The following is a 19060-nucleotide window of genomic DNA, read 5'->3' on the forward strand; positions in this document are numbered from 1 at the left end:
CACTCCATCCTTTCCATTCACCCTGAGGCCCGGCGCCGCCGACAGTTGCGTGACCGCTCCTCCGCAAAGTTATCTTCTGCGTTCAGGGAGCCACGGCGCCTGGGCTGGCTGATGAACACCGTCCGCTCGCGCATGTGGGGTCGAATTGATTTGTGCCCAAGTGGAGGCAGGCTCGTCTTCCAACAGTTGCCGCAGTTCCCCTGGCTCGAACGCCATCATCGGTGGGGAAGCGGGTTCATCCTCCAACAGTTGCCGCAGTTCCCCTGGCTCGAACGCCATCATCGGTGGGGAAGCGGGTTCATCCTCCAACAGCTGCCGCAGTTCCCCTGGCTGGAACGCCATCATTGGTGGGGAGGCAGGCTCGTCCTCCAACAGTTGCCGCAGTTCCCCTGGCTCGAACGCCATCATTGGTGGGGAGGCAGGTTCGTCCTCCAACAGTTGCCGCAGTTCCCCTGGCTCGAACGCCATCATTGGTGGGGAGGCAGGCTCGTCTTCCAACAGTTGCCGCAGTTCCCCTGGCTCGAATGCCATCATCGGTGGGGAGGCGGGTTCATCCTCCAGCAGCTGCCGCGGCTCTTCCTCGTGCGGCAAGCGCCTCCTTAGCCGGTCTTGCAGCGCCTGCCGATCGGCAACGAGGTTGTCGAGGGGCAGCGGCTCGTGGTCTGGCCGCTGCCCTTTCACCAATCGTTCAACCAGCGCCCACGTGCCCTCCAGGACAAATACGCCGCAATCATAATGGTTCGTCTGTCTGGCCATGGGGGCTGGCGCCAAGGTGGCATTCAGCAGTCCTGCGAGCTGTTTTGCAGGCACGTCGTTATATCCCTCTCGCTGGAGGGAGTCGTAGTGATAGGCGAACCGCCTTTCCGGGTCGCGGCGATCAACGAGCAGCAGCGACCAATGGGTGCCGGGGCTAGTAGCCGTGCCATTATTCACTGGCAAGAACAGGAAGTCGGCTGTGGCGTTGTTTTGATTATAGATGGACTGCAATATGCCTCGAGCGTCTTGCGGCGACGTGTGTCGCAGTAGATGGGATACGGAAGGATCCACCAGCCGAGTCCGGGCAGCGAGCGCCGGATTGATCCCCTGCAGTTGCCCCTCCAGCAAATTGTAATCTCTCTGGATATGGGCGTCGCTCAGCCATTCGGCGGCGCCGAGCACCCGCCCCGTTGCAACGTTGGACGGGGCTGTCGGATCGAGCGCCCCGATCTGAGCCCCAGAGGAACTGGTAGTCAGTGTGGTCACATCAACCAGTGGAAGGCCGCGGTAGGTGCCTGGCAGCCTAGCGGTTGCTGGCGAGGCGGGTTGGGGAGCTCTTGCCGGTGCCGCTGGCCCAGCTTCAGCAGCGGCCCCAACGCGCCTGGTGACTGCGTCTGCCGGATGAGCAGAAAGGACAGTTTCGCGCCCGAGCACAATGCGCGGCAGGATATCCCGGAGGTGAGCCAATGCAGAACTGATACTTAGCCTATTACCATAGGAGACAGCCTTGAAGCTCTCAACATCTTTATCCAGCGATTTGTCGTGAATCCGAGCCGCAATCCCAAGCTTGTTATTTTGACGCAGGTACTGACTAAAATGTCTAAGAAAATTTGTATAGCCGCCCACGGTATCTGGATTCCGTCCGGTCGCAGGCGCTGCCAGGTACTCCTTGGTCGAAGCGGCTCTGTAATTTCTAATGAGCTCGGCATCGTCAGGATAGGGGATCACGACAGGGCGAGCCATAATCTGGGCTCCGCCTGTCGACTTCTTGAGGTAACGCAGTGCGCCAGCCACGGTGGAGGAACCACCCGTACTCTCGTACTCCTTGAGATCCTGATCCAGCGACGAATGGTAAAGCCGAGCAGCAAACCCTGGCTTGTTGTTTTGAAGGAGCCACCGACTAAAGCCGAAAAGAGAATTTACATTGTAAGTGACCGTGTTCGCTTTGGCCTTACCCGCGTGGAATGCTGCCCTCAGCCCTTCGATAGCGGTCGCATCGTTGGAATAGACAGGACGCTTGTCGGCACCGTCGGGGACTACAATTGGACGATCCGGCTGCACTGTCGAGGGCATCGACCCACCACCTCCGGGATGCGGTGCTGGGGTGGATTCGTGCTCATCCCTCTGCCTGACGAGCTGCGCCTCACATTCCGGTGTAGCCACCTTATGAGGATCCTGCATCGGTTCGATCCCCTCCATCTCCTGCTGCAACCAAGCCAAAGCTTGGCGAGCGGCCTGCGCGGCTTCATCAACCGCGGAGGATGTCTCCACACCTCTGGCGGACGCCGGCAGAGCCTGCTCCGCCCGCCGTCGAAAGAGCTCTGGCGAGGCGGATTTCTCCGCCCACAATCTGGGCTGCGTAGCGAGTCCCCGTCCAGATTTATGTGGCACCGCCTCGCTTGGCAGCGGGCTGCTCCTGTCCCGTGCAGCTACCAGCTCCTCCGGGGCGCCCTGGTCGCCGTGGCGCCAGTTCAAGTGAGGGACGGCCTCTCCAAAGTCGGGCGCTTGGTGTTGGTGCGCGGTTGGGGCGAGAGACAATGGTAGATCGGTGCCCTCCTTATAACCTACCGGCAGGAGCTCCTCTGGCCAATCGAATCCCTGCTGTGGTGCGGTATGCTGAGCAGCGTCGCCACGGGGACGAGCCTCCATGCTGACCGCGTTTTCCAGATGATTCCCGAGTATAACGCGCGGCGGGTTCTTGCGGAGATAAACCAGCGCAGATTCGATCGGAGCTCCACCATTAGAGGAGGCGGCCTTGTAGCTCTCAACATCTTTATCCAGCGATTTATCGTAAATGCGACCCGCAATTCCGAGCTTGTCATTTTGACGTAGGTAATGACTGAAATGGTTAAGAGCAGTTGCGTAGCCGCTCGCGGATCTGAAATGTCTGGTGAGCGCGGCGTCGTCAGGATGGGGGTTCAGGACAGCGCGACCCACAATCGGGCCGGCTCCGCCCATCGACTTCATCAATTGACGCAGTGCGCCAGCCACGGTGGAGGAACCACCCCTACTCTCGTACTCCTCGAGATCCTGGCTCAGCGACGGATGGTAAAGCCGAGCAGCAAGCCCTGGCTTGTTGTTTTGAAAGAGCCAACGACTAAAGCCGAAAAGAGAATTTGTGCTGCGAGTGACCGTGTCCGGCCTGGCTTTACCCGCAAGGAGTGCTGACTTCAGCCCTTCGATGGCGGTGGCATCGTTGGAATAAACAGGACGCTTGTCGGCACCGTCGGGGACCACAATTGGACGATCCGGCTGCACTGTCGAGGGCATCGACCCGTCGAGATGCGGTGCTGGGGTGTATTCGTGCTCGTCCCCCTGCATCACAAGTTGCGCCTCCCGTTCCGATGTACCCACCTGATGGGTGGGGAGTTGCATCATCACGCGAGCGCCTGAGTTGCCAACCTCACCTGGTTGCCGCTCAGTGACAGCATGCTGCAGATTGCTTTGGATCCTCTGCCTCTTCGTTGGTCTCAACTCACCTTTACCATGCGAGCCATTGACGAGGACCTCCTCGCCTGGCGCACCCATCAACTCGTCCGCCGCCTGCAGTTCGCCCAAGTGCTGCTCAAAACCGGCTTGGCCGGCCTGTCCGCTTGCTCGTGCGGTACGGCGTGCTGCACCTGCAGCCAAGCTGCCACGATGAATGTCTAGTTTGTACGGGTGCACGCTATCCTCACTTCCACAGATCACATGAGCAACCTACTCAGGCAAGCTTTCGAGAGGCTGACGAGGTCCGCCGCCGCGGAAGGCGAAGGCTGGTTTTCTGCTCAGCGGTTGACGGCCTCGCGTGTTGCGGCCGCGCCGGGTATCACGCCAATCAATCTGAATAGTCGATGCGTCAAACGAACCAGGATGGGATTTTCGTAGCGGGGCTGCTCTACTCACTCTTGTCCTGAGGGCAGAATTCAACCATATCGCCGAGCAACTGGATGCCGATTGGATACCCGATCCGGAAAGCTTCAGCTCCTATGTGACGCGATGATGAGGCCTGGTCTCGCAGCGGCATGCGTTCCGAGAGATGCTGCACCAGGTACGAGGCGACCTTATCCAACAAGGCACCACTTGCGCTGTTTTGTGGAGACGAGCGTCGGCATGCATCCATGCGGGTGCTTGAGTGGTGAAGACTCTGAACGACGGTTCCTATGGCGCTGCCGGCGCAATCAGCTGCTTGGGGACGCGTGACGCAGATCAAAGCTCCCCTTGCCGAGCACGGAGCAGGCGAGTGAGAGAGCAGATGAATAGGCGTGTCGCCAATATTTTCGCATTGCTCTAATCGATTATAGTTGTGAGGAGCAATTTGAGACCATTTACTTGCGGCTCAAGTCACCCATAAAAGAAGGCAAGCACCGATTCGGTAGCTTATCCCCTGTCTTTCGCGTACTCGCGGCCGTGGCGCCGGGTGAACGATTGAAGACCGCCGGTCTCACTCGCAGGTGGGTGCCAGGGCGTGGGGCGGTTGGCAAGCCACAGGAGTAGGACAATGTCGAAGGATTCGGGTAAGGGCGATAATCACGGCGGCGGACCGGGCAAGATCGAGATCACGGTGGTGGTGAACGGCCAGCCCACGCAGGTCGAAGCCAATCCCAACCAGCCGCTTCACGTCATTCGTACCAAAGCCCTTGAGAACACGCAGAATGTCGCCCAACCAGCCGAGAATTGGGAATTCAAGGATGAGGCCGGCAACTTGCTCGACGTCGACAAGAAGCTTGGCGATTTCGGTTTCCCGAATACTGTGACCCTGTTCCTCAGCCTGAAGGCGGGCGTCGCAGGTGCCTAAACCCCAAAGTGTGGATCCGGAGGTCTCCCGAGCGAAGTTTGATCGGGAGATCGGCCGGTTCCGGCCATATGCTGATGTCTATCGGGCTCAGGGCTGCTTCTTGATCGAGGCGACTTTTCCGCGCGCTTTCTTCATTTTCGCCAGCCCCAAGTTAAAGCCACGGGTGGTCAGCGCAGCGAGCGAGGTCGACTTCACCGACTACGACTTAAGACCACCGTCCGTGGTCTTCGTCGATCCGTTTACGCGTGATCCGATTGCCCGGAAAGATCTATACCTGAAAATGCTTAGACGTCCGCCGCTGCCCGGAACGCCGCCGGAGATGATAGGAGCTCTCATCCAGCAGAACGCCGTGCCGCTGACGGACTTCATCCAGGCCAACAGTCCCGAGGACGAACCATTCCTGTGCATGGCGGGCGTCCGGGAATACCACGACAATCCAGCCCATTCAGGTGATCCATGGCTACTTCATCGGGGTTCTGGCGAAGGCTGTTTGGCCTTCATCCTGGACAAGATCATCAAGTACGGAATCGTTCCTATAGAGCAGTTGCAGATTCAACTCCAACCGACAATCGTAGGAATGGTGGTATCCCCTCAGGCGATACAAGAATGACTGGTTTGAGAGATGTAACGATCGTGACTCTCCCGCGCGGCTGCATCTCGACCACGCATGGGCATCTGCGCTCAGTTGGTCGCGAGGGCAATGAGGGGATGGCACTTTGGGTCGGCGTTCAGGAAGACCGGCACTTTGCCGTAACAGAGACGGTTATCCCGGCGCAGCGTCACATTCGAACAAACGATGGCGTTTGCGTGATCGTTGCGGCCGAAGAACTGCACCGGCTCAATGTCTGGCTCTACAAAAGCGGCCTGAAACTCTTGGCCCAGATTCACAGCCATCCGGGCCGCGCCTACCATTCGACGACGGACGACGCTTATGCGGTTGCTACCACGGTTGGGTGTCTGTCGCTGGTGGTGCCGAATTTCGCCCGCGAGCCTTTCGATTTTGCTCGGGTCGCCGCCTATCGGCTTGACGAAAAGGCCAAATGGAATGCGCTCCCTCCCGCGGCACTGTCGCGAATGATCATGATATCGAGTTGAACAATGGCATTCGCTAACTTCATCGATCGCGCCGCCACGGCGGCATCTCAGGTCCTGGCCGATTTTCATCTGGGAGACTTCAAAGCAGCTCTTGAAAAGCAGGTCGTGGCAGTCGCCTTCGACCATCAGGCCGCTTCCTGCGCCGAAGGCCAGGCGACATTAGATCTTGCGGTGAGATTGCTCGCTAGGCTCTACCCGGTTCTGGCGATACTCCCGCTGGACAGCGCGGCGAGCTCTCAAGCCCAAGCGCTGGAGCGCTTGGCAAAGTCGATCAATCCAAAAGTCGGCATCCGGCGTTCCGGCAAGTCTGCCACCGTCTGCGTCGTTGCAGGGGTAACGCGCCCATCACTCCGGTGCCCGATCTTTTTCGTGGGATCGGACGGTTGGGCGGCAAAGCTGTCGCGTACGGACCCGGTGGGCTCTGGCCCAAGTCTGCTGCCTTATGGAGCTGGCGCCGCCAGTTGCTTCGGCGCCGCCAACGTCTTTCGAACTATCTTCGCCGCCCAGTTGACCGGCGCCGAGTTGGACGAAACCATCGACCTCTCGCTATGCAGCTACGACAAGACCAAAGCCGGGGAGGCTGGCCCGATCGACTTTCCAGTCGACCTTGGCGAAACCCACCTCGTTGGGCTCGGTGCGATAGGCCATGGCTCGCTTTGGGCGCTAGCGAGACAACCCGATCTCAAGGGTCGTCTGCATGTAATCGATCACGAAGCGATCGAACTCTCAAACCTGCAGCGCTACGCATTGGCCGGCCAGGCGGAGATTGGTATGTCCAAGGCGGTTCTTGCAGCCACCGCCCTTAGATCGACTGCCCTTGAGGTCGAGGCGCACCCTCTGACGTGGGCAGAATATGTTGCGCGCCGGGGCAATTGGGTCTTCGACCAAGTGGGTGTGGCGCTTGACACCGCCGCCGACCGTCTGGCTGTCCAAGGTGCACTGCCGCGATGGATCGCAAACGCTTGGACGCAGGAGCACGATCTCGGTATCTCCCGGCATGGTTTCGATGACGGCCAGGCTTGCCTTTGTTGCATGTACCTGCCATCCGGAAAATCCAAGGACGAGCACCAGCTGATTGCCGAGGAACTCGGAATACCGGAAGCACACGAGCAGGTGAAAACGCTCCTGCAGACCAATGCCGGAGTTCCCAACGACTTTGTAGTTCGCGTGGCTACAGCGATGGCTGTGCCGTTTGAACCGCTAGCCCCGTTTGTCGGCCAGCCCCTGCGCTCCTTTTATCAGCAGGCTATCTGCGGCGGTCTGGTGTTCCAGCTTAGCGAAGGAAGTCGCCGCGTTCGAACTGTCGTTCCGATGGCCTTTCAGTCGGTGCTTGCCGGGATTATGCTTGCCGCGGATTTGGTCAAACATAGTGCGGGGTTTCCCATGAGCCCGACGACGAGCACTCGGGTGAATCTTCTGCGCCCCCTTGGCTCTCACTTGCACGATCCGAAGGCCAAGGACTCCAGCGGCCGCTGCATCTGTAGCGACGACGATTTCATTGCCGCTTACAGGCGCAAATACGGCGAGCCCGTTGATCAGGTAAGCGATGTCTCGGCCGCCTAAGCAGACGCGCACCTCTCCGTGGACGCAGGGGGCGCGGCTTGTGGGCGTGACCATGGGCGCCATTATGACACGCTTGGCCCGCTCCTTTGCCCGCCTATCGTCCTCCGCGCATGATCCCTGACACCTCCTTGCCGACGTGATGATCCAGCACCAGCCGCCATGGCACCAGAGGCTGGTCAAACCTCCGTTGTTGGCCGGTTTGGACAGTGCTGCATCAGGTCTCGACCGACGTCTCGACAGTCAGGGCTGCTTCGACGGGTGTGAAGATGTCAACATCGACCCCAGGCGCCCGAATCGTCACAATCAGGGCGTACCGAGCCAGAGCGTCGACGCGTTCCAGGTAAGGCTTCTCCTTCCACCAGCCCCCGACCGGGAACACGCCGATCGCGTCACGCTCGGCGAGATCGGCGGCGCTGCCCGACCAGAAATCGGCGTGCAACGAGCCGCGATCGCGGAAGGTGCCGAGCAGCCACTCTTCTCCGCCTCCAGCAGGCGCCCCTTCCTCCTCGTCCCGAGCGGCCTGATTGATGCGGGCTCGGAATTCGTCGACTGTCTCGGTCGCTGACTTTACTCTGAACCGAAGACCATGGGACGCGTAACGATGCCGGCGGGTCCATCCGCGTTCACCGGGGTTGGGTTCGATGAAATAGGACAGCGTGACGCGGAGCTCGACCTGGGCAGCGCCGAGCGCCGCGAGCTGCTCCTTCGGCCAAGGCAGGCGATGCAGCTTCATGTCACGCGTTTTGGCAGCCGCGCCGCCCTCGCGCTGGAAAGGCTGAAGCTCATCTTCAACGATAAGCGTGAGGTCGTTCACCGTTGACAGAAGCGCGCGCCCAAGATCTGGCACGCCATAACCATAGCGCCGCACGAGCGCCTGGATCTCGCCCTTCGCTCCGTTGCACGCATCGATGCGTGCGCGCATCGCCGGAGTCCATTCGGCCGAGTGGACGATCAGGGCGCGAACCGTTTCAGGCCACAGCTCGGGGCGCGCTGATAGAATTAGTCCCGCCATCCGTGCGGCATGGGCCGTTGCCGCGCTCGTATCTCCGAGGGTGGTGAAGTGGCGCAGTTCGGGTCGATAGAAAGTGGTCAATATCTGCAGATCGTCGATCGGCTCGCCAGGCAACACACCGTCATGGGCGAGATTGCCGCCTTCGAAGACGACCTCGGGCTTCACCGGCCACTGCCTGTCCCAAACGACCGAAGTGCGACTGCGCGGCGAGAGCTCGCCGACCGGCGCGATCGGAGCGTAGCCCGCAAAGTCGGTGTCAATGATATCGACCTTTTCTGTGAAAGCGCCGACCGTCAGCGCATTCCAGGCCTGAGAAGGATCATCGACTGCTTCCAGATCGTTGCGCGTCAAATGCTCGGCCGGCATGAGGTCATCGCCGATGTTGCCGGCAGAGAGAACGATCAAGCGTCGCTGTTCCTCTTCGAAACAGAGTTGGTCGATAGCGGCAGACCACGATGTGGGCCTTCCACGCGCCGGACTGGCGCTTGTCACAGCCATTGCGATCGCGCGGCGGCGCTCCGGCGCCTGCACCTCGGCGCGGGCGATCGCTTCCGCGGTGATCGCGCCATAGAGTTCTGGATCGTTTGCCTCGTCTTCTGGCGGAAGGATACGAACACTCTCCAGCCGAAAGGGCAATGGAACTGGATCGCCTCCGACCAGGAGCGGGACCAGATCACCGTACAGGCCGACACCTGCCATTCGCGTCCCGTGGCCGCTCCACGCAGGTGTGTCGTCGCTGCCCCATGCCGGTTTGACGGTGTGCCAGTCTTCAACGGCAAGTGCGGGTTCGATCAACGGGTGGGTGCGACGCACGCCGCTGTCGAGAATGCAGACCGCAATATCGGTTGAGGCGGTCTGACGCGCCCGAGAAGCTCGTCGCTCCAGTCCCTTTGCTCCGCGCCGCCAAGGCCCATGAAGAAGGACGGCGTATCCTTCGCGCGCCGCAGCTCGGCGACGACATCGCTGTGCGCAATCATGCGGTCGAGCATTGCCGTGCTGGCGAGTGCCAGCATGACCACCCGCTCCGGAAACCTGACCGCATGCGTGCGCAAAGTGATGTTCAGGGCTTCGGCAATGTGCTCGAAGTTCTCGCGGCGACCGTCGCGCAGCCAGACTTCCCACCACACCTGCTCGTCAGCGGCCTGGGGGAAGAGGTCGTCGTGGTCGGTAAACAACGATCGTGCAGTCGCCAGCCTGACTGTCTCCATGCGGGAGACGAGCGGCTCGTTGCGCGGTCTGCCGCGGTCAGTGTCAACGTCTCGATACGCCTCGACTTTCCGCAAATAATAGGCTTGCGCGCTTTGCGGCAGGAACACCGACGCTGTGATGGGAGCACCGGGTTGAGTTGGCTCATGGACGGCGACCAGCTCCATGTGCTGGCGACGATCGGCCAACTGGTCGAGGGCCGCCCGTCCGGACATGGGCAGATCGATCTCGAGATAAAAGCCAGGCGTGCCGACCGACAGCTGGGGGTCACGCGCCGCAATCTGCTGGCGTGCACTTTCGACCGCTTGTTCGATGGATTGCGTCAAGGCCGCAGCATGCGACGCCCGATCACGCGCCGGCAGCGGCGGTGCATGTATAAGTTGGTTGGGCCGCCGATAGGCTTCCCGAATGCCGTTGTTGCGAAGGTGGATATGGGCGCGGTCGCGCGGAAAATCGTCTGCCATTATGATCTGTGCTGTCGCTACTCAGACAGCGAAGCCTGCCGGCGTTCCTTCAGAGCGTCGATGAGCGCTTCCGAGGTGATCCGCCCCCCCCGCAATATGATGGTTTTTGCAGCGTCGTCGGCCGCGCGGGTGATCTCGGCCTGCGACAGTCTCTCTGCCTGAGAGATCGCCTCGTTCCAGGCAAGCCCTCTGGTGTCGAAGCGGTCGAGTCGAGCCCGAAGCAGCGCCTCGATAATCGGCCGATCGGGCACGGCGTATTCGATGACATCGTCGAAACGGCGGAACAAAGCTCTGTCGAGCAGCTCGGGATGATTTGTTGCCGCAATAATCAGGCTGTGGCTGTCGTCTTGCTCGAGAAACTGCAGAAACGAATTCAGCACGCGCCGAATCTCGCCAACATCCTGGCGTTCGCCTCGACGCGCGCCGATGGCATCGAATTCGTCAAAGAAGTAGACGCCCCGCGTCGCCTGCATTGCATCAAAAACAAGCCGCAGCTTTCCGGCAGTCTCTCCCATGAACTTGGTGATCAAACCATCGAGGACGATCGTGAAAAGGGGCAGATGAAGCTCCCCGGCCAATGCCGATGCGGTCATCGTCTTGCCTGATCCTGGCGGGCCGACCAGAAGCAGTTTGCGACGGGGAACAAGCCCGTGCTCGCGCAAGCTTGCTTGTTGGCGCTGCTCTCCCAGCACGCGGTGCAGGCGCGAGCGCAGACTGTCCGGCAAAATCATGTCGGTCAGTCGCAGGTCCGGATAGCGCACATGCAGGAGCCCTGCGAGCTCGCCCTTTGGCTGAAAAAGGGGAACCGGCCGACTGCTCTTGGCAATCCGGGCGTCCCTGCTCTTGGCTGCGTCGACCAGATCCTTGAGCTCCTGAGCAAGCTTGCCATGGCCTTGACGTGCCTCATGCGCAGCAAGCTGCATCGCGATAGAGAGGAAACGATCCTCGTCGCCGGCAAAGTGGCTTTTAAGCAGCGTCACGATATGGCGGGCCGTGGTCATGGCTCTCTTCTGGGGTATCCGTTTACTTGGCGAAGCGCATGCAACCTAAACGCTTTCAACGGCGATTTGTATCGCGCAATGGTGTTTTTTCTCTTGTCGATGTTCGCCCGTGGCAACTTCAGCGGTGAACTGTTGCGCCGCGGTCATAGGCCAGCCGGAATAACGCCGGCCAGCAGACAACAGTCCGCATCTTCGAGCGCTCGAAGTCTGGCCACTCACGCAGCGTGTCGGGTCCGAACGCTCCAAAGCCGCCCCGCCTGGCAGGTCCATGCGACCGATTGCGGGCGTGCGGCCATAAGGTCTACGCGGGCTCGCATGGCTGCCCGCGCCGCTGGCTAAAAAAGCTGTACACCATCTCACGAAACACCAGGTCCGCTCCTTTGCCGGCCGACGGTCCATGAAATCCCCTCCCCACTCACGACACCGGAGACCTCCTTGCCCACATGGCGCTCAAGCACCGGCCGCCATGGCACCAGCGTGAACTCGCGCGACTTCTCAACGACGGCATATTTTCCGCTGGCAAGCTCGACGGAGCGGCGGAGCGTACCCTCTACTCGTCCTCCGGATCGCGCTTCGGCATAGGGCAGGCCAAGTTCCTCCGACAGTTGGCCAGCAACACGGTTCAGTTCTCGCTGGCGCAGGATCGAAAGCATGTTGGCTCGATAGACGATCCGATCCTGTTCTTCATGCGCGTGGCCTTGCGCGATCAGCCACTCCCGCCGGCGAGCTTGCGCCTCTCTCACGTCGCAGCCGAAGCCGGATCCGTGCAAAGGCTCGGGTCTATCGGCAACCAGCTCCCGGTCGAGCCAGGTGGCGCCGTTGAAGCTGACCTGTCGCTCCAGCGCCATTGAGGAGAGCTTGTCGACAACGAAAGGCTCGGCCCTGGCCCGCTGGCCCTCATAATTCGCGACGCGATCGAGATGGTCCGGCGCGATGAGCCAGGTGCCGTTCGGCTCTCGCTCAACGCCGCCGGTCGCGCGGCGGATCGCCTCCAGCCGCCGCACATGCGTTCGCGCAAAGCTCTCGGTGGCGGATGGGTCATGCTTCAGGTGGATATCGACGTCGTAACGGCCGCCATTCGCGGCGGCGATTTCGGCGATGGTACGATCGACCCGCCTCGGCTCGGTGTTCCTTGGCGCGACACGCACGATGCAGCCATTAGGCATCGTTTCCATCGCCTCGCCTCTACCGATGTCGATCCAATGGCTCTTACCGTCGACGGCGTCGACGATCATGTAGTGGCGGTCATTGATCTCGTCGGCCAGTCCACGCGCGACAACGCGACCGACGAGAGACTGGACGGGCTCGCCGGCTCGATCGTGGATCACCCAGTCGGCGGCACTGCGTGCAAGCCCCTTGCCGGCCAGTTCGCGGTGGATGGTCTTGATGATGTCGCCGCGTTCGCCGGTGCGGCGCAGCGTGGCTTCGAGCTCATCGTCGAGGCGCCAGGAGCCAGCGCCGACCTCCGCGGCCAGACCCATCCGCTCGAGCTTGCGCAGCCGTCCCTGGTGCAGCGTCTGGCGAATGGCGTCGGGACCGCCCGGCGAGACCAGCCCGTCATCATCACGCATGCTGAGCAGCCGACGGTCGATGCTGGTGAAGCGTTCCTGCTCCATTTCCCGGCGCAGGCGAAGCTCAATCTCGCGGTCGGTTCGCGGACCGAGATCGAGGCTGACCAGCTCGGCCGCCCGCTCGCGGATGCCAGATGAGATATATTCGCGCGCGATGACCAGGTTCTCGCCACGGTCGTCCCTGCCTCGGACGATGATGTGGCTGTGCGGGTGGCCGGTGTTGAAATGATCAACCGCGACCCAGTCGAGCTTCGTGCCGAGGTCTTCCTGCATCTGCGCCATGAGCCGCCGCGTCAGCGCCTTCAGGTCTTCATACTCGATGCCGTCTTCGGCAGCGACGATGAAGCGGAATTGGTGGCGGTCGCCGTCCGCGCGATCGATGAACGCCTTGCCGTCGACGCGGTCGCTGTCGGCGCCGTAGAGCTCGCCAGGCGCACCTTCTCGGGTGACGCCGTCGCGCTGAAGATAGCGTAGATGGGCACGCGCCCCGTCCGCGCCCTTGCCGGCGAGCTTGACGATCCGCGCCTTGACGATCACCCGGCGCTGGCGGAAGGCGGCATACCGGTCGCGCGATTTCAGCAGCGCCGCAGCCGCCCCGCCGCGCCCTGTCCGGCTGCCCGTGAAGCGACCGCCGGGCTGGGGCTGGCCGCCGGCTCGGTTGACGGCTGCCCGGACTTGACCGGCATAGCGTTTGCCTGCCTTCGAGCCGCGCGACCCGATTTTGCCGAGCTTCGGCCTGAACTCGTCATCCTTCATGCGAGCCTCCCAGACATATCAAGCAAAATCAGACACTTACACGTCCAACCCTCTTGGCACCGGCGGCAGCCTCCTGGAAAAACGATGTGCAGACAAAGATTTAACCGCCTCCTGGAGGCGGTACCTTTATCTTGCCTTACGCGCCCAGCCCCGCCAGACGCGCCCCCGTCCGCCCATGGCTAACGCACCGGCTCCTTCGGCTGCGCGCCGTCCTTGCCGAGCGGCACGAAGAGATCGCCGTTTCGCACGCCTGAGTGAACACCGTCATGAATGAAGAACAGCGACCGTCCGAGAGGAGCGATTTGCGCCTTTGGAGCGACAGATTGGCTTTCGAACGCCTCGATGTCGGCCGCCGAAACTCCGGCCGCCTTGAGTTGGTCGAGGTACTCGACGGTCTCTTCTGGCAGCGGTTTGCCACGCTTCAAATGCTCGTCGTAGCGCTCGGGACCGGCATTGTAGGCGCCAAACAGGCCAGGAAATCCGAAGCGGTCATACATGGCGCTGAGATAGGCCGTGCCGGCCAGGATATTGTCGCGCGGATCGTGGGGGTTAGGCCCAAGGCCGTGTTCGACCCGCATCTCCTCATAGGTGCCGGGCATCACCTGCATGAGGCCCATGGCGCCAGCGGGGGAGGTGATGGGGCGGCCGCCGCGCATTGTCTTGCCGCCGCTTTCGGCAGCCATGACGGCATAGATCCAGGCTTGGGGAATATGGAAGCGCCGGCTTGCTTCCGATACCAACGTCTGCCACTTTCGCAGCTGCGGACTTTGGGAGATGGCGACCGGCTCAGCGCCGGTCGAGGCGGAACAGGCGCATGGCGCAATGGCGATCATGCCCAACAAGAGGAGGGTCACTCGGTCCATAGCGGTACGAGCCTCCCGATGACATTTTGAGTGGGAACAGGCCCGAAATAGCGGCTGTCGAAGGAGCGGTTTTTGTCGCTGCCGAGCAGGAAAACCTCGTTATCCCCGAGCGCTCGGCAGCCGTTCCACCATGGCAAAGGTCGGCCTTCGGCGTCGATTTTGAGCCGGCGCGCGACGATGTCGCCGCCGATGATGATGGCGTCATTGAAGGCGCAGACATTATCGTCCGGCAGCGCTGCAAGACGTTTTGCCAGCGGCACATTGCGAGGCAGATAGCTGCGCTCGGCGGCGAGATACGCCGCGTATTCAGGCGGGCGCACGAGCACGAGATCGCCACGCGCCAGCGCTCCCGCAGCGATGCGGTAAAGGCCGATCGGCGCGCTGGCCGAGGCGTTCCAGACCAGCCAAGGGGTGGGCTTTCCCAGCGCCGTGAAGCCCAAAAGACCGAGACCGGCCGCGGCCAAGGCGACCGTCTTACGGGCTCGAACACGCCTCAGGCGGCTGCCGATCAGATGGATGGAAGGGCGCCGCCTCATGAACGGCCTCCCGTGCCGCCCTGGCCGGAACCGGCCTTGCCATCGCCGGCGGTGGAGTGCTGCGGGTGTCCTTTCGACCAATGGTCGAGTTCGTCGATGTGATAGCGGACATAGCGGCCGTGCTTGCGGAATTTCGGGCCGCCGCCCTTGAGCCGCATCTTTTCGAGCGTGCGCTGGGAGAGCCCGATATAGAAGGCGGCTTGGGCTGTGCTGAGAAACGGGCTGCCCTTTTTCGCGCGGGCCGCGCGTTCGTTTTCGTCGTCCATGATGATCCTCGTTTCGCTTCGGACAAGCGAGGGCGAGGATGGGCGAGGGAGATCGTCTCGGGGACGGGCGAAGAGTCGGGGGAGAGTTTTCGCCGCCCTTTAGGGCGGACGGGGTTTGGGTGGAACTCCTGGGAATGAGCCCCGCGCCGGGGCTGCGGCGCGAGGCTCTATCTCGGCCGGTCAGTCGGCCGGGTTCCAGATGATGGCGTAGGTGTCGTGATCGTCCTGGCCGGCGGCGCGGCCGAGATTGGCGTAGAGCTTGCGCGGTCCGAACTCCGGCGCTGCAATCGACAGGCTCACATAATCCTTGCCGGAAGTCTCGCCGGTGCGGATCCAGCCGGCGCCAACTTCGACTCCTTGCGTAAGCACCCGGAAGTCGGGATGGTTGTCGGCGCTCTTGGCCTGGTTGGGGACGATATCGATGTCGGCGCGGACGCTGAGCGTCTTGAGCTGGCCCTTGTAGGCGCCGTTTTCCTGCTTGTTGACGTAACCGATCGCGGTCATTTCGAAGTCTCCTTTTGTGGTTTCGCCGGGGACCATCCCCTGCGATGGCGCACCGTAATGGGCGCGTCAGGACCGCCTGAATCCGACAGGGCCGCAGCGACAGCGAAGGATCCGAGCGGGCAGCTTTTTTGTGAGCGAAGCGGCGCGAGGAAGCCGCCGCAGGCGGCGGGGAAAAAAGCTGATGGCGAGGGTTTCGGGCGGCCGGACCCGCCCATAGGTCGACAAGCCAGCCGCAGGGATGGTCCTTGGAGAGAGCATGGAGACCGCTCGCCAAGTGCGGTCTTTCAGCCAAGCAGGACGCCGGGATGAAACGGCCTGCAAAGATGCTGCGCCCTTATGCCGGATCGAGATCGTGCCAGCGGGTCGGGCGCCAGAGCAGACATCCGGCATGGTGCGATCTATGAAAGCAGGGCTCGCCAGCGGGAATTTGATACGCGAAGGGGCCAAAGCAAGGCTGGATGAGAAGCCGGTGCTACCTGCAGGTCCAGTGTCATGTGGCGGCGCTCGGGAAACCGCTACGCAACGTGACGCGCTCTTATGAGGCGAACAGACCGGCCCCAAAACCGATCGACCGGTGGTCGGCGCGAAACGCGTCATGCCTGTCCGAAAGCTGACAGTGGCAGAAGACGCATGTCGGGTTCCGCACAATTGACCATGCTGGATTTGTGAGGTTTTCAGGGAGAGCCATGCGTTCACTACCCAGTGAGCTTTGGCACGGCATTTGCACTTGAGATGTGGCAACACGGATCGAAGGTTGACTGCATGCACAAGCGCGAGATGAGCAATGCTCTCCTTTCCTGGAGGCTTGGCAGCAGATTCGATTGTGACGTTGCGAGGAGCTTCAGCCGCTCGCGGCGGAAGTGATCTCAAATCTGAAGGCACCGTTGGGACCGCAGCCATCAAACACATCTTTCTCTTTTTCGCAGCTCGTCATCAACGCGATGCGGACTTCTTCGCGTCGACGGCGGCCGAAGGTGGAGAAGGGCTCGACTTGCAAAAAGGAGTTGTCAATGACGTCTTACGTTCGCACCAACAGCCCGGCGCAGGTGCGCTCACTGTCCACCTTTGGCAAGCATCTGCAAAGGAGCGTGCTGACGGCGACGCTGCTTGCCGCGGCTTCGACGGGAAGTGAAGCGCAGCCCTATGTTCGTGCTGACGGCAGCACGACTGACGACTTGGAAGCGGCGCGCGCAAGTTGGCGTCATGACGCCGAATTCAATGGAAATGTGGGGCTCGCAGCCATCAACGCGGATGCGCGTATGCGTTGGGTTCCACCGGGGAGGGGGCCAGAGCTCCTCGCCTGCCCTCGTCCGTCTTGACGAGTGCCCGCTTACAGCCTACCTCACTATCGCGTTAGCACTCGTCCATCGCGAGTGCTAACAAAAACCCCTCAACATCCGCACCAGGGAAAAATCCGAAAATGGCAAAGTCGAAGTTCCGCCCGCTGCATGACCGCGTGGTCGTTCGCCGGGTCGAATCCGAATCCAAGACCGCTGGCGGGATCATCATCCCGGATACGGCAAAGGAAAAGCCGCAGGAAGGCGAGATCATCGCCGTTGGTTCCGGCGCCCGTGACGAAGCCGGCAAGCTCGTCCCACTGGACGTCAAGGCCGGCGATCGCATCCTGTTCGGCAAGTGGTCGGGCACCGAAGTCAAGCTCAATGGCGAAGACCTTCTGATCATGAAGGAATCCGACATCATGGGCATCATCGGCTCATATCAGGCCCTTTCGTCAACTGAATTCCCGGGCTCGATTGAAGCCCCTGCCAGGAGCTAAAAATGGCTGCCAAAGACGTAAAATTCTCCCGTGATGCCCGCGAGCGCATGCTGCGCGGCGTCAACATCCTCGCCGACGCGGTGAAGGTCACGCTCGGCCCCAAGGGCCGCAACGTCGTCATCGACAAGTCGTTCGGCGCCCCGCGCATCACCAAGGACGGCGTCACCGTCGCCAAGGAAATCGAGCTTGAGGACAAGTTCGAGAACATGGGCGCGCAGATGGTCCGCGAAGTTGCTTCGAAGACCAACGACATCGCCGGCGACGGCACCACGACCGCGACCGTTCTGGCGCAGTCGATCGTCCAGGAAGGCCACAAGGCGGTTGCCGCCGGCATGAACCCGATGGACCTGAAGCGCGGCATCGACCTCGCGGTAACCGACGTCGTTGCGACGCTGATCAAGAACGCCAAGAAGATCAAGACCTCCGAAGAGGTTGCCCAGGTCGGCACCATCGCCGGCAACGGCGATGCTTCGGTCGGCAAGATGATCGCCGAAGCAATGCAGAAGGTCGGCAACGAAGGCGTCATCACGGTTGAGGAAGCCAAGACCGCCGAGACCGAACTCGAAGTCGTCGAAGGCATGCAGTTCGACCGCGGCTACCTCTCGCCCTACTTCGTCACCAACGCCGACAAGATGGTTGCCGAGCTCGAGGACGTCTACATCCTCCTGCACGAGAAGAAGCTGTCCAACCTCCAGGCCATGCTGCCGGTTCTCGAAGCCGTCGTGCAGACCTCGAAGCCGCTGCTCATCATCTCGGAAGACGTCGAAGGCGAGGCTCTGGCCACGCTGGTCGTCAACAAGCTGCGTGGCGGCCTGAAGATCGCCGCCGTCAAGGCGCCGGGCTTCGGTGATCGCCGCAAGGCCATGCTGGAAGACATCGCCATCCTCACCGGTGGCCAGGTCATCTCGGAAGACCTCGGCATCAAGCTCGAGAATGTCGGCCTCAACATGCTCGGCCGCGCCAAGAAGGTGTCGATCTCCAAGGAGAACACCACCATCGTCGACGGCGCCGGCAAGAAGGCCGAGATCCAGGGCCGCGTTGCCCAGATCAAGCAGCAGATCGAAGAGACCACTTCGGACTACGACAAGGAGAAGCTGCAGGAACGTCTGGCCAAGCTCGCCGGCGGCGTTGCGGTGATCCGCGTCGGCGGTGCGACGGAAGTCGAAGTCAAGGAAAAGAAGGACCGCGTCGATGACGCCCTCAACGCGACCCGTGCGGCCGTCGAAGAAGGCATCGTTCCCGGCGGCGGCGTCGCACTGCTGCGCGCTTCGCTGACCATCAAGGAAACCGGCGCCAACTCCGACCAGACCGCTGGCATCGCCATCGTGCGTCGCGCGCTGCAGGCTCCGGCCCGTCAGATCGCGGCCAACGCCGGTGCGGAAGCATCGATCGTTGCCGGCAAGATCCTCGAGAACAAGGGTCCGACCTTCGGCTTCAACGCCCAGACCGGCGAATATGGCGACATGATCGCCATGGGTATCGTCGATCCGGTCAAGGTCGTGCGCACCGCTCTCCAGGACGCGGCCTCGGTGGCCGGCCTGCTGGTCACCACCGAAGCCATGATCGCGGAGGCTCCGAAGAAGGAGTCGGCTGGCGGCGGCGGCATGGGTGGCGGCGGCATGGGCGGCATGGGCGGCATGGATTTCTAATCCAGCTCTGGCAGCTTTCGCAACGAGAGGGCGGCAGCAATGCC

13 protein-coding genes and 2 pseudogenes are annotated in these 19060 nt (G+C 61.7%); 7 read left to right on the top strand and 8 right to left on the bottom strand.

What is annotated here, in order from left to right; all coding sequences use genetic code 11:
- Positions 1 to 69: 69 nt before the first annotated feature.
- Complete coding sequence (locus EJ078_RS08715) at positions 70 to 3534, bottom strand: Ulp1 family isopeptidase (protein WP_236387764.1); 3465 nt, start codon at positions 3532 to 3534, stop codon at positions 70 to 72.
- 922 nt (positions 3535 to 4456) lie between these two features.
- On the opposite strand from EJ078_RS08715, the gene EJ078_RS08720 reads away from it, so the two are divergent.
- Genes EJ078_RS08720 through EJ078_RS08735 form a run of 4 tightly spaced genes read left to right on the top strand, consistent with a single transcriptional unit; the run spans position 4457 to position 7411 of the window.
- Positions 4457 to 4753: a DUF2604 domain-containing protein gene (locus tag EJ078_RS08720; protein ID WP_024505654.1), complete on the top strand. Its 297-nt coding sequence runs from the start codon at positions 4457 to 4459 to the stop codon at positions 4751 to 4753.
- Positions 4746 to 5363, top strand: a complete 618-nt coding sequence (locus EJ078_RS08725; protein WP_091595799.1) for a putative metal-binding protein — start codon at positions 4746 to 4748, stop codon at positions 5361 to 5363. The genes EJ078_RS08720 and EJ078_RS08725 overlap by 8 nt, the downstream gene beginning before the upstream one ends.
- Positions 5360 to 5848 (top strand): Mov34/MPN/PAD-1 family protein, encoded by a 489-nt coding sequence (locus EJ078_RS08730; RefSeq protein ID WP_091595801.1) that lies wholly within the window; start codon positions 5360 to 5362, stop codon positions 5846 to 5848. Before EJ078_RS08725 ends, EJ078_RS08730 begins: the two co-directional genes overlap by 4 nt.
- 3 nt (positions 5849 to 5851) lie before the next feature.
- Positions 5852 to 7411, top strand: a complete 1560-nt coding sequence (locus EJ078_RS08735) for an E2 ligase fold family C protein (RefSeq protein WP_091595803.1) — start codon at positions 5852 to 5854, stop codon at positions 7409 to 7411.
- A gap of 214 nt (positions 7412 to 7625) precedes the next feature.
- Here the strand turns inward: EJ078_RS08735 and EJ078_RS08740 are convergent.
- The 7 genes and pseudogenes from EJ078_RS08740 to EJ078_RS08770 form a co-directional block, all read right to left on the bottom strand.
- A pseudogene (locus EJ078_RS08740) lies at positions 7626 to 10093 on the bottom strand (S8 family peptidase).
- 17 nt (positions 10094 to 10110) lie between these two features.
- Complete coding sequence (locus EJ078_RS08745) at positions 10111 to 11094, bottom strand: ATP-binding protein (RefSeq protein WP_127313442.1); 984 nt, start codon at positions 11092 to 11094, stop codon at positions 10111 to 10113.
- A gap of 356 nt (positions 11095 to 11450) precedes the next feature.
- The gene (rlxS, locus tag EJ078_RS08750) at positions 11451 to 13421 is read right to left on the bottom strand and encodes a relaxase/mobilization nuclease RlxS (protein WP_126038545.1); all 1971 of its coding nucleotides are present in this window, start codon (positions 13419 to 13421) and stop codon (positions 11451 to 11453) included.
- 179 nt (positions 13422 to 13600) lie between these two features.
- Entirely contained in the window at positions 13601 to 14284 is a 684-nt protein-coding gene (locus EJ078_RS08755; RefSeq protein WP_024505647.1) for a lytic transglycosylase domain-containing protein, read from the bottom strand.
- Positions 14272 to 14820 carry a S26 family signal peptidase gene (locus tag EJ078_RS08760; RefSeq protein ID WP_029354919.1) on the bottom strand — a complete coding sequence of 183 codons (549 nt, stop codon included), beginning with the start codon at positions 14818 to 14820 and terminating at the stop codon, positions 14272 to 14274. Before EJ078_RS08760 ends, EJ078_RS08755 begins: the two co-directional genes overlap by 13 nt.
- Entirely contained in the window at positions 14817 to 15086 is a 270-nt protein-coding gene (locus tag EJ078_RS08765; protein WP_029354917.1) for a helix-turn-helix domain-containing protein, read from the bottom strand. The genes EJ078_RS08760 and EJ078_RS08765 overlap by 4 nt, the downstream gene beginning before the upstream one ends.
- A gap of 180 nt (positions 15087 to 15266) precedes the next feature.
- A complete protein-coding gene (locus tag EJ078_RS08770) occupies positions 15267 to 15590 on the bottom strand; it encodes a DUF736 domain-containing protein (protein WP_029354915.1) in 324 nt (107 codons plus the stop codon).
- A 1010-nt stretch (positions 15591 to 16600) separates the two neighbouring features.
- Between EJ078_RS08770 and EJ078_RS08775 the strand changes: the two genes are divergently transcribed.
- The 3 genes and pseudogenes from EJ078_RS08775 (at position 16601) to groL (ending at position 19016) form a co-directional block, all read left to right on the top strand.
- Positions 16601 to 16909, top strand: a complete 309-nt coding sequence (locus EJ078_RS08775; protein ID WP_126089903.1) for a hypothetical protein — start codon at positions 16601 to 16603, stop codon at positions 16907 to 16909.
- Positions 16910 to 17010: 101 nt separating this feature from the next.
- Positions 17011 to 17304 (top strand): annotated as a pseudogene (gene groES / locus EJ078_RS08780) (co-chaperone GroES); the annotation flags it as partial.
- 65 nt (positions 17305 to 17369) lie between these two features.
- Entirely contained in the window at positions 17370 to 19016 is a 1647-nt protein-coding gene (gene groL / locus EJ078_RS08785) for a chaperonin GroEL (protein WP_208721204.1), read from the top strand.
- Positions 19017 to 19060: the final 44 nt, after the last annotated feature.

This window comes from Mesorhizobium sp. M1A.F.Ca.IN.022.06.1.1, assembly GCF_003952605.1.
In the GTDB taxonomy this organism is placed as follows: Bacteria; Pseudomonadota; Alphaproteobacteria; order Rhizobiales; family Rhizobiaceae; genus Mesorhizobium.